This is a genomic window from Sphingobacterium bambusae, from assembly GCF_033955345.1.
GTDB lineage: Bacteria > Bacteroidota > Bacteroidia > Sphingobacteriales > Sphingobacteriaceae > Sphingobacterium > Sphingobacterium bambusae.
On sequence record NZ_CP138332.1, the window covers coordinates 4,845,236 to 4,860,172 of the forward strand.

13 protein-coding genes are annotated in these 14,937 nt (G+C 45.8%); 4 read left to right on the forward strand and 9 right to left on the reverse strand.

What is annotated here, in order from left to right; all coding sequences use genetic code 11:
* Entirely contained in the window at positions 1 to 2,103 is a 2,103-nt protein-coding gene (feoB, locus tag SCB77_RS20075; protein WP_320183785.1) for a ferrous iron transport protein B, read from the reverse strand.
* 4 nt (positions 2,104 to 2,107) lie between these two features.
* Positions 2,108 to 2,344, reverse strand: a complete 237-nt coding sequence (locus SCB77_RS20080) for a FeoA family protein (RefSeq protein WP_320183786.1) — start codon at positions 2,342 to 2,344, stop codon at positions 2,108 to 2,110.
* A gap of 132 nt (positions 2,345 to 2,476) precedes the next feature.
* On the opposite strand from SCB77_RS20080, the gene SCB77_RS20085 reads away from it, so the two are divergent.
* Entirely contained in the window at positions 2,477 to 2,944 is a 468-nt protein-coding gene (locus SCB77_RS20085) for a MarR family winged helix-turn-helix transcriptional regulator (RefSeq protein WP_320183787.1), read from the forward strand.
* Here SCB77_RS20085 and SCB77_RS20090 read toward each other — a convergent pair.
* Complete coding sequence (locus SCB77_RS20090) at positions 2,941 to 3,792, reverse strand: ZIP family metal transporter (RefSeq protein ID WP_320183788.1); 852 nt, start codon at positions 3,790 to 3,792, stop codon at positions 2,941 to 2,943. The genes SCB77_RS20085 and SCB77_RS20090 overlap by 4 nt on opposite strands.
* Complete coding sequence (locus SCB77_RS20095) at positions 3,789 to 4,388, reverse strand: phosphatase PAP2 family protein (protein ID WP_320183789.1); 600 nt, start codon at positions 4,386 to 4,388, stop codon at positions 3,789 to 3,791. Before SCB77_RS20095 ends, SCB77_RS20090 begins: the two co-directional genes overlap by 4 nt.
* A 172-nt stretch (positions 4,389 to 4,560) precedes the next feature.
* Here SCB77_RS20095 and glmM point away from each other — a divergent pair, with 172 nt between their 5' ends.
* Positions 4,561 to 5,943: a phosphoglucosamine mutase gene (gene glmM / locus SCB77_RS20100; RefSeq protein ID WP_320183790.1), complete on the forward strand. Its 1,383-nt coding sequence runs from the start codon at positions 4,561 to 4,563 to the stop codon at positions 5,941 to 5,943.
* A 28-nt stretch (positions 5,944 to 5,971) separates the two neighbouring features.
* Here glmM and rlmF read toward each other — a convergent pair whose 3' ends face one another.
* On the reverse strand, positions 5,972 to 6,880 hold the full coding sequence (rlmF, locus tag SCB77_RS20105) for a 23S rRNA (adenine(1618)-N(6))-methyltransferase RlmF (protein ID WP_320183791.1): 909 nt from the start codon (positions 6,878 to 6,880) through the stop codon (positions 5,972 to 5,974).
* Between the two features lie 100 nt (positions 6,881 to 6,980).
* Between rlmF and SCB77_RS20110 the strand changes: the two genes are divergently transcribed.
* Entirely contained in the window at positions 6,981 to 8,582 is a 1,602-nt protein-coding gene (locus SCB77_RS20110; RefSeq protein WP_320183792.1) for a Na+/H+ antiporter, read from the forward strand.
* Complete coding sequence (locus SCB77_RS20115; protein ID WP_320183793.1) at positions 8,582 to 9,358, forward strand: TIGR02757 family protein; 777 nt, start codon at positions 8,582 to 8,584, stop codon at positions 9,356 to 9,358. The genes SCB77_RS20110 and SCB77_RS20115 overlap by 1 nt, the downstream gene beginning before the upstream one ends.
* Positions 9,359 to 9,395: 37 nt before the next feature.
* On the opposite strand, the gene gap is transcribed toward SCB77_RS20115, so the two are convergent.
* From gap to SCB77_RS20135, 4 genes are all read right to left on the reverse strand, one after another.
* Positions 9,396 to 10,397: a type I glyceraldehyde-3-phosphate dehydrogenase gene (gap, locus tag SCB77_RS20120; RefSeq protein WP_320183794.1), complete on the reverse strand. Its 1,002-nt coding sequence runs from the start codon at positions 10,395 to 10,397 to the stop codon at positions 9,396 to 9,398.
* The gene (locus tag SCB77_RS20125; protein WP_320183795.1) at positions 10,397 to 10,996 is read right to left on the reverse strand and encodes a peroxiredoxin family protein; all 600 of its coding nucleotides are present in this window, start codon (positions 10,994 to 10,996) and stop codon (positions 10,397 to 10,399) included. The genes gap and SCB77_RS20125 overlap by 1 nt, the downstream gene beginning before the upstream one ends.
* A gap of 138 nt (positions 10,997 to 11,134) precedes the next feature.
* Entirely contained in the window at positions 11,135 to 14,140 is a 3,006-nt protein-coding gene (secDF, locus tag SCB77_RS20130) for a protein translocase subunit SecDF (RefSeq protein ID WP_320183796.1), read from the reverse strand.
* A gap of 266 nt (positions 14,141 to 14,406) precedes the next feature.
* Entirely contained in the window at positions 14,407 to 14,919 is a 513-nt protein-coding gene (locus SCB77_RS20135) for a hypothetical protein (protein WP_320183797.1), read from the reverse strand.
* Positions 14,920 to 14,937: the final 18 nt, after the last annotated feature.

Below are 14,937 nucleotides of genomic sequence, written 5' to 3' on the forward strand. Positions count from 1 at the left end.
CTATTTCATTAGTTGATACACGACAAATGCGATGAGGTAAGCTATACCGGTCATCATCACCGTCTGTATCATGGTCCATTTCCACGATCCCGTTTCGCGTTTCATAATAGCAATGGTACTCATACACTGCATAGCAAACGCGTAGAACAATAATAACGAAATACCCGACGCTAAATTGTATGCCGGACGGCCCGTGTTTCTGTTGATTTCCGATTTCATTTTACTCAACAGGGTTTCTTTCTGTGCATCATCTTCGATGTCCACATCTTCGCCGAGGCTGTAAACCGTGGCCATAGTGCCTACGAATACCTCGCGTGCCGCAAAGGAAGATACTAAGCCAATACCCATTTTCCAGTCATAACCCAAGGGCGCAACGACAGGCTCAATACCCATGCCGATGTAGCCCAAGAAGGAATGCTCTAATTGGAACGATGCAACTTCCTCGGCAAGCTCTTCTTCTGCTAGGCCGGGGTTCGCCTCCGTAACGTAGCGTTCGGCCTCGCTGAAGCGATCGTTCGGCCCGAAACTGCCCAGCACCCATAAGATCACGGCCATGGCTAGGATGATTTTTCCAGCTCCAAAAAGGAAACCTGATGTTTTATCCCATACGTTGGTGGCCACATTGCGCCAGTCTGGCGTCTTGTAGGAGGGGAGTTCGAATATTAAGAATGATTTATGGTTGCTCTTGACAATCTTGTTAAGTACCCAGGCTGATACCAAGGCTGCAAGCACGCCCAAGATATAAAGTAAGTTCAATACTAAACCCTGCAGACCGAATCCTAAAAAGGTGTCATCGGGAATCACCAAAGCGATAAGTACCACATAGATAGGAAGACGAGCTGCACAGGTCATAAATGGGGTAACAAGCATCGTGATCAACCGTTCTTTGGTATTTTCGATATTGCGTGCCGCCATGATCGCTGGCACCGCACAACCAACACCCGACATCAAGGGAATGACAGACTTTCCATTCAACCCATATGGACGCAACCACCTGTCCATCAGGAAGACTACCCGGCTCATGTAACCTGTTTCTTCCATCAAGGAAACCAAAAGAAACAGGATGGCAATTTGCGGTACGAAAATAACGATACCACCAATGCCCGCCAATATTCCCTGGGTGAACAGATCTGCAATAGGTCCTTCGGGCAGGGTAACAGCCATGAAATCAACAAATGCCGCAAAATTTTCGTCTATCCAATCCATGATCGGGGCAGATAGGGTGAAAACCAGCTGGAAAAGGAGGAACAACAGGAAAAAGAAAATCACATACCCCCAAACCGGATGCAACAGCACCTTGTCGATTTTGTTTGTATTGCTTACATGTTGGTTTTCCTTGCTGAAGACGATGTCTGCAATATCTTTTTCTATGCGCTTATTGCGCTGTATGGCTTCAGATTTCTGCAGCTGGTTCCCAGAAATTTTGTGTTTCTCCCGAATCTCGATCAATTTTTGTCGTTGCTCCATCGAAAGAAAGGATACATGGTCTTGCGCCAAATATTGCCAGGTTTGGTATTCGGTGCTGAGCGGGAATACTTTTTTGGTTTCTTCCAGCGCCTCACTATACTGCTCGTCTGCTGTAAATCGGCTGAGGTAATGCCCGGGGCGCTCGTCGAACGCTTGGATAAGATGTTGAATGCCCTTGCCATTACGCGCATCGGTAGTGAACACTTTTGTACCCAGATAGCTTTCCAGTTGCTGGTAGTCTATTTCCAGTCCTTTCGTTCGCAACTCGTCAATCATGTTGATCACGAAGATCGCAGGTACCCCAAGTTCACGTGCTTGCTGGTAAAGCACAATCGATCTTTTTATATTGTTCGGCTCGGCGACCACGACGACAAGATCGGGGTAGGTAAGACTATTTTTGTTTGCTAAGGAATTGAATACAATCTCTTCATCCAAGGATGTAGGAAACAAGGTGTATGTGCCCGGTAGGTCAACCACGGTATATGTCTTTCCATTGGTTTTCACGGTACCCTCTCTCTTTTCAACGGTGATGCCGGGATAGTTTCCTACCTGTTGATGTAACTTGGTGATGCGGTTGAACAAAGACGTTTTCCCGACGTTAGGATTTCCTAAGAGGGCAATGATTGTTTTTTTCATAGGATTATTTTTCGACAAAAATGTGGGAGGCTTCAGATTTTCGGATGGCTACCAAACTGTTTGAACCAAGGAGATGAAGGCCAATGGGGCCATTGAATGGGGCCTTGTGCCTAACTTCGACGATGCATCCCGGAAGCAGACCCATTTCAAAGAATTTTGCCGGTAATTCCGTGGTGCTCAGTTCGCTAATCGTGGCCCTGTCGCCAACTTTTAAGCGATCCAAAGTGAAACTTTTTTGCATTTTCTGTGTTAAAATAATAATATAATTTATATTCGTATTCGAAAATATTTCGCTGTGCGACCAAAGATAACCAATTTGGATTTATTCTAGGGAATTTAAGTTGTCACACTTTTGTATTACTAAGCCATGTACATGAAGATCGAAGAAGAACTTAAAGTGAAAAAATTTACAAACGATTGGCAGCGAGCTACTGTCAATGTATTGTTTACGGCAAGCTGGCTGGGGTTGATACTGGAGAAGCGGGCCTCAAAGCGGCAGATAACGCTGCAGCAGTTTAATGCTTTGCGAATATTGCGCGGTCAGTTGCCCAGTCCTACAACAAACAATCTCTTGCGTGCCCGTATGATCAGCAACACGCCAGACATATCACGGCTAGTGGACAGGATCGTGGCTAAGGGGCTTGCTTCGCGCTCCAAGAACAAAGATGATAAGCGCGCCGTCGATCTCTTTATCACACAAAAGGGGCTAGATTTGCTCGATGAAATTGAGGAGGACATGATGCTTTCGGACATCCTGCCCGACAATTTATCGGAACAGGAGGCGGCTACGTTAAGTGCGCTGCTCGATAAGCTGCGCGGCGAAAGTTCGGAAGAGGATTAATGCTTATGCCCTTCATGTCCATGATCGTGATCATGGGCATGATCGTGGTCGTGGTCGTGATCGTGGTCGTGGTCGTGACCTTGTTCTTGCGGAGCGCTATGTTCTCCGTGGTTGTGGTCATGTCCTTCAAAAAGGAAATTCGCTAGCGATACCAGTACGCCCAAAAGCACGGCGATCATCTTTTTCTTGTTGAATTTGTGGTGATCTGCCGATCCAGATTCAAAAAGAATGGTGGTCGAGATATGTAGGAATATACCGATCACAATGGCCATGATCTTATCGAAATATTTCGATATGCTGCCAATTTCGCCTTCACTTATTCCCTTACTGGTTATAAAGCCCAGTGGCGTCATGGCGGCAAAAAGCAGTACGAAGAGACCGATCTGTGTTTTAGATAGGCGAGTGCTCAAGAGCAAGCTGCCTAATGCGAATGCCGCAGGTACGTGGTGAATGGCAATACCGAAAACAAGTTCCGACTGATGTCCCGCCGCCAAGGGCATGCCTTCGAGAAAAGCATGCAGACACAAGCTTACCATAATACCCAGCGGAAATACTTGATGGTTGTGCTGGTGGATATGCCCGTGCTCGATGCCCTGTGAAAATTGCTCCAATAACAGCTGAAATAGAAAACCGCCCAAGATATACAGTCCTATAATTTCGGGACGAGTACTATCCGTGAGGTATACATGTGGTATAAGGTGTAAGACCGTGATACTAAAGAGGTAGGCCCCACTAAAGGATAGTACAAGTTTAAGCAGATTGGTGTTGTCTCTTTTCACAAAGAAGACCGACAACCCGCTAACGAAAGCAGAAATGAATAATACGCTGACGATTAAGAATGAACTCATGTTGTTACTGTTTCAGGAATTTTAGTGTTTTGGAGGAAACTGGGAAAGAATCGTTTGAAAAGGTAACCTACCCCTGTGCCGATTAATATACCCAATAATGCACCACATATAATGTCTACGGGATAATGTACCCCAACATAGATTTGCGAAAAGCTGATCAAACTGGCCCAAGTGATGCCTAGCCATAAAGCATGTTTCCAACGTCTGCGGAACAGGCTGATCCAAAAGAAGGCCATGGCAAAGTGGTTCGTAGCATGCGATGAGGTGAAGCTGAATCCAGAACCACAACGAACGCGTATGTTCACCTCGTTTTTAAATACCAAATCGTTGCATGGACGAATGCGCTTCACATTCTTCTTGATCAAGTGCGAAGATAGTGCATCCGAAATACCGAAATTGGCCAAGGTGAAGGCTACGATCAAGATGCCCATCTTGCCGTAATGCTTGATGAAGAAAATGATTAAAAAAAGATACAGCGGAGCCCAAGTGTAGGGATTGCGCAAGATGGGGAGTAGCCAATCAAAAAAAGGATTGCTTAATCCTTGATTGATGGCCAGAAATACTTCCTGGTCAAAATGAATGAGTTGATTCAACATAATTTCCGTAGATATATAAATACCCCCAAAAGTAATTAATAAATATATAGGTCGCATGCTTTTAACAAAACGACACAATGTTGCAACAAAGGTATGCTTTTGCCGTCAAATGTGAAACTTTTATATGATAATTTGTTATATAAAGCTATTTTTACGGTTCAAATAATTGATTATGACACTTATTAAATCGATATCGGGTATCCGCGGAACCATTGGCGGAAGGTCTGGGGAAGGGCTTACACCGATAGACATCGTAAAGTTTACGGCTGCATTTGGCAAGATTCTTTTACGCAATACAGGAAACAAGAAAATTGTGGTGGGGCGCGATGCGCGCCTTTCTGGAGATATGGTGAGCAACTTAGTGGTTGGTACGTTACAGAGTATCGGCGCAGACGTTGTCAACCTAGGACTGTCGACAACGCCTACAGTAGAGATTGCAGTGCCGCTAGAGCAGGCCGCCGGTGGCATTATCCTGACAGCGTCCCATAATCCGGGACAATGGAATGCACTGAAGCTCCTTAATAGCAAAGGCGAGTTCATTAGTGACGTAGAAGGCAAGGAGGTACTTGCATTAGGCGATAACCTAGACTTTGATTTTGCTGAGGTGGGCGACTTGGGTGTTGAAGTGAAGGACGGCAGTTATTTGCAAAAACATATTGACGCGGTTTTGGCTTTACCACTGGTGGATGTGGACGCTATCCGTGCAGCCAACTTTAAGGTAGCCGTAGATGCTGTAAATAGTACTGGCGGAACCTTTATTCCGGCCTTGTTGGAAGCGTTAGGCGTGCAGACGGTATACAAGATACATTGCGAGCCAAATGGGCATTTTCCGCATAATCCAGAGCCTTTGAAAGAGCATTTGACGGATCTTTCGGCTGCTGTGGTGGAGAATAATGCCGATTTGGGGATTGCGGTGGATCCTGATGTGGACCGTTTAGTATTTATGATGGAGGATGGCGAATTGTTTGGTGAAGAGTATACACTCGTAGCTGTGGCGGATTACATCTTGGCGCATACTAAAGGTAACACGGTATCTAATTTGAGCTCCACACGCGCTTTACGTGACGTTACACAAAAGCATGGTGGCGAATATTTTGCTGCAGCTGTTGGTGAGGTCAATGTCGTTACAAAGATGAAAGAGGTCAATGCCGTGATCGGCGGTGAAGGAAACGGCGGAGTGATCTATCCGGATTCCCATTATGGACGTGATGCCTTGGTTGGGGTAGCCTTATTCTTGAGCCATTTGGCGAAACTGGGTAAGAAAGCTTCCGCATATCGTGCCGAGCTGCCGCAATACTATATGTCCAAAAATAAGATCACCTTGACCCCAACGTTGGATATTGATGATCTACTCGCTAAAATGGAGGAAAAGTACAAGCATGAGCAGTATTCCAATATCGATGGCTTGAAGATCGATTTGGAGAATGAGTGGGTGCATCTTCGCAAGTCAAATACCGAGCCTATCATTCGTATCTACTCCGAAGGCCCTACGCAGGAAGCTGCCGAAGCCATAGCGCAACGGATTATCCAAGAGATAGAAGAAATCATTAAATAAAAAAAACGGCCTAGGCCGTTTTTTTTATTTAAGACCATTTCCAGACCAATATGCGGATACTTTTGTTGCCATGTATCATTGGGATGATTTCCAATTTCGGCACCTTATGGTATTCTAAGATGGCGATCAGCGGCTTTAGGTTGTCCTTGTCGGATACGAGGGTAGTGATCCATCCCAATTGTTCCTTATAGTCCATGCTCTCATAGATCATCGTGCGAATAAATTGTTTTTCGCCACCCTCACACCATAGTTCGTTGGGATGGCCGCCGAAGTTCTGCACTGGAAGCTTGCTACTGTCTTTATGGAGGTTGTTGAACTTTCTAGTTGTTTTTTGCCAGTTATCTTCTCTAGACTTGAAAAAAGGCGGGTTACAGAACACCGCGTCGAAACGATCTTCCGGAATGATGATACCTTTAAATACCTGATTTTTTTCTTCTTGCAGGCGCAAACTAATGTCACGCTTCAAGCCTACGTTGGACTTCAGAGTCGACTGCGCATGGTTTAATGCAGGAAGCTCAATATCCGTTCCCACGGCGCTCCACTGGTAGCTTCGCTGTGCGATGATCGGATAAATAACCGATGAGCCCGTGCCGATATCCAGCACCTTTACCTTAAATCCTTTGGGCACCACGCCGTCGTTATCTTTTGCGAGCAGATCGGCTACGTAATGCACATAGTCTGCACGTCCAGGAATGGGCGGGCAGAGGCTGTTTTTTAGAATGGACCAGTTGTCGATCTGGTAGTAATTTTTTAAGAGGCCTTTGTTGAGTTCGAATACAGCTTGTGGGTTTGAGAAATCGATAGACTCCTTACCTGTAGGCGTAGTAATAACGAAATCTTTTAATGCGGGGTTTTTTGTGCTTAGTTTTTTTATATCGTATCCGTTCAGATGCAGGTTGCGCGGATGTAGACTTTTGCTTACTGGTGTGCTCGACATAACATGTTATTTTAGGCAAAGGTACCATTATTATTGTTGTCTTTGGGGAAACTAGCTATATTTACTCCCTAAGATATCTCCTCACGCATTTTTTTGATAGATGATAGAATCAAACGTATTACTGGTCATGCTGCTTTTTTTCTTCATGGCTATGCTTTTTGTGCTCAGCCAGCGGCTGAAAATTTCCTATCCGATACTATTGGTGGTCGGTGGCCTACTGATCTCTCTGATACCGGGCACACCGCAGATAAGCCTGGACCCCAACATTATTTTTCTGGTCTTTCTACCGCCGTTATTATTTGAAGCAGCTTGGTATACCTCTTGGGATAATTTTCTGAAATGGCGACGTTCGATATTTATCATGGGCTTTGGGCTGGTTTTTGTTACCTCGCTGGCCATTGCTTATTTTTCGGTAGCTATTATCCCTTCATTTACCTTGGCACTGGGCTTTTTGTTGGGCGGTATTATATCGCCGCCCGATGCGGTGGCGGCAACTTCGGTGTTGAAGGGCGTCCGCATTCCTAAGAGGGGAATTACGATATTGGAGGGCGAAAGCTTGGTTAATGACGCGGCCTCTTTGACGGTATTCCGCTTTGCACTGGCGGCGATTATTTCGGGCACCTTCGTGCTGCAGGAGGCGGCTACCGAATTCCTTATTCTCGCCGTGATGGGCGTTGTCGTCGGGCTGGCGATTGCCCATGTGCTCTATATTTTTTTACGCTATGTCGCGAAATCGTCGAGCATTACGACACCCATTACGCTGATAGCGCCCTACATCATGTATATCGTGGCCGAGCATTTTGAGTGGTCGGGGGTGCTGGCGGTGGTGAGCGGGGGACTGTTCCTTTCGTATCGTGCAAAGGATTATATGAACCACCATACCCGAATACAAACGAAGGAAGTATGGGCTACGGTGGGCTTTTTGCTGAATGGTTTTGTGTTTATTTTGATCGGTCTAGAGTTGCCGATTATTGTCCAAGGGCTGGATGGATACTCCATTGAGGAGAGTGTAAAGTATGCGCTGTTGATTAGCGCTATCGTTATTGTGTTGCGTGTCGTTATGGTCTATCTATCTGCCTTCGTGCCTAGGTTGCTGTTTCCACATATACGACGAAAAGAAGTCAGCCCGGGTTGGAAGCTTCCCTTGGTGGTAGGCTGGGCTGGAATGCGCGGCGTAGTATCGCTCGCGTCTGCGCTTGCCATTCCCTTGACATTGGATAACGGCAGTTCCTTTCCTCACCGTAACCTGATTCTTTTCATCACCTTTGTGGTTATCTTGGTGACCTTGGTGTTTCAGGGCTTGACACTTCCTTTCTTGATTCGCTGGGTGAAACTAGAAGAGATGGATGAAGAGGTGCCAGAAAATGTACAGTTGGAGTCCATACGCTTGGCTTTGGCCAAGGAAGCGATCGATTATATGGATACGCATTATGCAGACGCTATGCAGCAATACGAAACGATTGCGCGCGTGAAGGAGCAATATCAACGTAGTGTACGCGCTACGGAGAGCGCGCTGGATGACGATGCACGACTTCGTTTGAGTGGTGTTCGCGCACTGTACAGCAAGGTAGCACTAGAGCTAATACAGGTGCGTCGGCAAGGCTTGGAGCGCTTTCGTAGCGAGAAGAAATTTGATGCAGAAGTCATCAAGCAGATCGAACATAATTTGGACTTGGAAGAGTCCCGCTTAATACACGGTTAATGGCAGATTTTGATATTAAAGAGTTTTTGGACGCTAAGGTCAGTTTGTTCAACAGGCCTAGTTTTATTGAGAACGACCCTATTTGTATACCACACCTGTTTTCAAAACAGCAGGATATCGAAGTGATGGGCTTTTTCGCTGCCATTCTTGCTTGGGGGCAGCGCAAAACGATCATCAACAAGTGTAACGAACTTATTGAGCGTTTTGACGGTGCCCCGGCACAATTTATTCAGCAACATCAGGAGCAGGATCTTAAGCAACTTCTCGGCTTTAAACACCGCACCTTTAATGATACCGATCTCCTTTATTTCGTCGCCTTTTTGCGCTTTCATTACCAGTCATTCTCCTCCTTGGAAGATGCTTTCCTTATCGGGCAAAAGCATGCACAAGTTTTTAGTATGGAGCAGGCACTCAATGCGTTCAAAGCTTACTTCTTTTCCTTGCACGACCACCCAATACGCACCAAAAAGCATATCAGCTCGCCGGCACAGAAATCCAGTTGCAAACGCTTGAACATGTTTCTGCGCTGGATGGTGCGCAAAGACGACCAAGGCGTAGATTTCGGGATCTGGAACCGCATTTCGCCAGGCGCACTCATCTGTCCCTGCGATGTGCACGTGGATCGTGTAGCGAGGCGATTTGGATTGATTGTCTCCGATAAGATCAATTGGAAAACGGCTGTGGAGCTCACGGAAAACCTCAAAGCTTTTGACCCGACTGATCCTGTGAAATATGATTTTGCGCTTTTTGGAATTGGTGTAGAGGGGGAGATATAGAAAGCGTGCGGCCGAACCGCACGCTTTCTAGGGTATATTATCTGGTCGCTATACGCAACAAGAGATCCACCATCCTGTTGGAGTAACCAAATTCATTGTCGTACCAACCCACTACTTTGACCAGTCCGCCCACAATAGATGTCAGCTGTGCATCGAATACACAGGAATAGGGGTTGTTGATGATATCCACCGATACGATAGGATCTTCAGTATAGAAGAGCACATTGGACAAACTTCCCGCGGCGGCTTCCTGAAACTTTTGATTTATAGCTTCGACCGTAGTCTCTGCTCGCAGTGTGCAGGTAAAGTCGGTGAGCGAACCATTGAGCACTGGAACACGAATACCTGCACCGCCCAGGCGGCCTTCCAAATGGCTAAACACATTAGTGATCGCTTTGGCCGCCCCTGTAGTCGTCGGAATGATAGAGGAGGATGCAGCGCGTGCGCGGCGAAGGTCGCGATGTGGTGCATCGTGCAGGTTCTGATCGCCCGTCATGGAATGCACCGTCGTGATGTAGCCATCTTTAATTCCCCAGTTTTCATCGAGGATCTTGACTAGCGGCGCTACGTTGTTGGTCGTACAGGATGCGTTGGAGAACAGATCGCTGCTCCAGTCGAAGTCCGTATCGTTAATACCCAAGACCACCGTAGGTACATCTTTATCTGTTGATGGCGCCGAGATGATCGTCTGTTTGGCACCTGCTAGCAAGTGCTTTGAAGCCTTCTCACGACTTGTAAAGAATCCAGTAGATTCGACAACAGCATGAATGCCTAAGCTTGCCCAAGGCAGGTTTGCCGGATCTTTTTCGCGAAACACCTGTATGCGATGACCATCTATATAGAGGCTTTCGGCATCGAAAGTAACCATATGCGGAAAAGGACCATGTACCGAATCATATTTCAACAGATGGGCGAGGGTAGCCGTATCCGTCAGATCGTTTATGGCGACAACCGAGATGCGCTCTTGCAGGCCACGACGGTAGATATTACGCAGGGTATGTCGGCCTATGCGACCAAAACCATTAATGGCTGTTTTCATTATTTGGTAAACTCCGCCAACACAAAACCGATCTCTTTCTCTCCGTCCCAACTGTTTTTTAACTTTCCGTCGGCACCGTAAACATAGTTTGCTGGGAATTGCTGCGGCACATGGAATTTCTGAATAAACTCTTGGTTTCGGTCATACAGTACTTCCACGTTGGGCTTATCGACGAGCTCTTTACCAAATGTTTCGAGAAAGGAAGCCATCAGGGCAGGGTCATTCATCGAAATGAAATAGAGGTTCACATCCTTGATCTTAGCATAGTTTTTAGCAAGAAGGCCTGCTTCGTGCTGGCAGTGTCCACAGCTGGGGTCGAAGAGTATAAATACACTATTTTTTCCGGTGGGGATATCCGCTTTGCTAAAACCAATGCCGGATTTTACTTTATAAAATTTGAAGTCAGGAATGTTGGTAGCGGCTTCCTTGGCCATAGCTGGAGCTGCTGCTGCAGGGGCTGACGCTGCCGCGTGTTCATGCTGAGCCGCAGCGGGCTGCTCTTGCGTCTGTTGCTCATTGGTTTGCGAGCTGCTGCCCGATTGACAAGCACTGAAATAAACCAACGCACTTAGTGCCATGCTGCTGAAAAAGTATTTCATGTATACGGTGTTTTTTTTGATATCCAAAACTAGGAAAATTTGACGCAAGGCGACCTATAAAAAGTAGGAAATGATGATAAAATGAAAAAAGGCTTCTGATTTTCACCAGAAGCCCTTTTTATATCGTTTGTTTCGTCCTTACGGCGCAACAACTTTTGCAGCAGGAACCTTCTCTTCCGAGATGTGTTTTCCTTTGCCCAAGTCATAAACAGCAGGAGCAGCAAGGATAATCGAGGAGTAAGTACCCACAATAATACCGATTAAGATGGCGAAAGAGAATCCGCGGATAACCTCACCACCGAAGATGAATAATACCACCAACACGAAGATGATCGTAAGGGAAGTGATTACTGTACGGCTTAACGTAGTGTTGATTGCGTGGTTTACCACCTCACCGAAATCTTTACTGTGTGCACCCGGTTTGCTCAAGTCTTCACGGATACGGTCAAATACAACAACCGTGTCATTCACCGAGTAACCTAATACCGTTAGAATCGCCGCTACGAAATGCTGGTCGATATCTAAAGAGAAAGGTACTATTCCGTCCAAAATGGAGAAAAGACCCAATAAAATCACCCCGTCATGGATAGTTGCGACAGCTGCACCAGCAGAATATTGCCATTTGCGGAAACGTACTAGGATATATCCTGCAATAATCAAGATCGAGAATACACCAGACCAGATAGCTCTATCTTTGATATCTGTAGCGATGCTTGGTCCCACTTTTTGCGAAGAAAGAATCTCATGCTTGTTGCCAGAAATTTTGGAAAGACCTTCGTTCAATTTCGCCAATACTTCTGCATCCGCTTCGTCGCTTGTTTCTTCGATGTGATAAGTCGTTGTTATGCGCACTTGGTTTTCGCTACCGAAAGTTTTCACCTCTGTAGTCGAGTTGAAGGTCTCGTCCAAGTTTTTACGAACATCTTCTAAGTTCACCGGTTGCTCATAGCGCACGGTGTAGGTACGTCCACCTTTGAAGTCTACGCCTAAAGAGAAACCTTTAGTGAAGATAGACCCTACACTGATAACAACTGCTACTACGGAAATAGCGTAGAACAACTTCCGTTTTTTGATGAACTGGAAGTTCGCATTTTGAAGTGTTTTAGCCGACCAAGGGTAGGATACCGAAATCTTCATGTCTTTGTCTAACATGTACTCGAAAATCAAACGAGAGATGAAGATAGACGTGAATAGGGAAGTGATGATACCGATCATCAAGGTAGTGGCAAAGCCTAAGATTGGTCCGCTTCCGAAGAAGAACAATACTAAACCAACCAAGAAGGTCGTGATCTGTGAATCCAAGATGGAAGGCATTGCATGTTTGTAACCGTCGGCGATAGCCTGGCGGATGCTTTTACCAGCACGTAATTCTTCACGAATACGCTCATAGATTAGTACGTTGGCATCCACCGCTGTACCCATGGTCAACACGATACCGGCAATACCTGGAAGGGTCAATACCGCATTCAGGGAAGCCAAGATACCCATCAAGAAAAATACGTTGAACAATACCGCGATATTCGCTGCGATACCTGCACGGTTGTAGTAGGCAATCATAAAGATCATTACGACTACGATACCGATAACCGCAGAGTTTACACCCGCATCGATAGCCGCTTGTCCTAATGAAGGACCAACGATAGCCTCTTCTACGATTTTAGCTGTTGCTGGAAGACGTCCAGCTTTCAAGATGTTAGCTAAATCTTTGGTGTCTTCGAAGGTGAAGCTACCAGAGATTTGGGAGCTACCATTTGGAATTTCTTCATTTACGGAAGGAGCGGAGTATACCACACCATCCAATACGATTGCAATAGCTTCTCTATTTTGAGCAGCCTGCGCGGTGATACGACGCCATTGACGCGCTCCTTCAGTGTTCATTTGCATGGATACAACAGGTCTGTTTTGTTGATCCACGTTATCAGTCGCATCGGTGATTACTTCACCAGTCATCACAGCACCATTATCTGTGCCGGATGTTTTGATGGCATATAACGACAAGAAGTTTGGTGTGCGTTGTTCCGGTTTAACAGCCCATAAAAGCTTAAGGTTGCCTGGGATGGTTGCCTTAACTTCCGGACGATTTAGGTAAGCATTTACGCGCGCCGTATCTTTTAAGCTCGCGATACCTACCATCGGGCCAGCCATCAAGGTAGGTTGACCATTTTGACCCATTGCTGTTGCTGGGTTCAATAGTGCAAATAAAGGGTTGCTTGCAGCTAGTTCGGCCGAAACGGCTGTGGAGTCTGTGCTATCCTTTTTCGCCGCACCTAGGTTGGCCAATAGATTGTCGTCGTTTTTGGTGCTGTCTGCAGTCGCTGTAGAGTCATTTGCCGCCACAACAGGTTTTGCTGCTGCTGGCGTATTTGTTTTAAGCGATGAAGCTAAAATATTGTTGATGTTTTCCAACAAAGGATAAACTTGGAAGTTATCATGCGTAGCATAGAATTCCAATTTAGCCGATCCTTGAAGAAGCTTCCGTACACGAATCTCGTCATTCACACCCGGCAATTCAATCAAGATACGGTTGGTACCTTGTTGGATTTGGATGTTTGGCGACGCTACCCCAAACTTGTCAATACGCGTACGTAAAACTTTGTAGGAGTTTTGGATAGCATTGTCTGCTTCCTTGCTTAGAAAATTACGAACGTCAGCATCTGAGCTGGTCGCTTTGATCAATGCGGAGTTATCTTTTGTTGCGAAGAACGTCGCTAATGGGGTAGAAGCACCGCCAGCTTTGTATTCGTCCACAAAAAGCTCAACAACGCTCTTGTTTACGGATTTACTTTTCTGAACAGCTGTTTCTAAAGCTGTGTTGAATTTATCGTCTTTAGGATTGTTTGCTAAGTTTTTGATCAACTCGTCCAAGGATATTTCCATGGTTACGTTCATCCCACCTTTAAGATCCAGACCTAGCGCCAGCTCGTGTGCTTTAGCTTCTCTGTAAGTGAACTTCGCAAGTCCCAAATTATAAACCTCTTCACCTGCCATCGAATCGAGGTATGCCTTTTCTTTGGCCATATCGCCTTTGGCATACTCGGAAGCATCTCGTTCTACTTTTCGTGTAACAAATGTGAATGATAGGGAATAGAGGCATGCTATTGACACCACTATTACCAAAAATTTAATCAGCCCTTTACTCTGCATTGTCTGTATTCGTGTATTTGTTTGATAGTTTATATTATTCTTTATGTACGATTTAGCTTAATAATACCTAGCCAAGATTCGCAAAGGTATAAAAATTTTGTATAAAGAATACATTATTCAACATATATGCAAACAAAAAACGATTTTAATTGTAGGTCGGCTAGGAAGCGCTTGGTAATAAGCAGAATGGGGTAAAACTGCTGCCAAAAAGCAAGGTGGACAGGGCTATGTTGAGCCGTCCACCTTAGCTATTGATCTTTAATGTTTTACTTGATCGTGAATTTGAAACCCAGTGTGAAACGAGCTGGTTCAAAACTGGAGCGGTTGGTCAGGTTCCACCACGGCTTCCAGTCGAAGTGGAAAGCAATGGGAGCGGTCGGAATTTTGTATTCCAAACCTGCGGCAGGCCTGATCGCAAAAAATGTGCGATCGCCTCTTCTGTCCCAACGGTCGTCCCAGCCAAACCAGCGGTCGTCATCAACAAAGGTCAACTGTGGTCCCACGCCCACATACCATCCCAATCCGTTTGTGCCGGGAATCTGCTGATTGTACGAGTAATCTACGCCCAACGTCACGATATCCTCGCCAAATAATACTTGTGCATTACCTGCGTTAGCGCCACCAAAGGAGTGCTTTATTTGCGGACCTACCAACGTTGGTCCATCTCCTACATCGATACCAATTCCGATAGCCGTTCTGTATGGGGTTTGCGCGGATGCTTCCTGCGCGCCCAATGCCAAAAATGTTGCCGATAGTAGCGATAAAAATACTTTTTTCATGGTTGTGTAATCTATAAT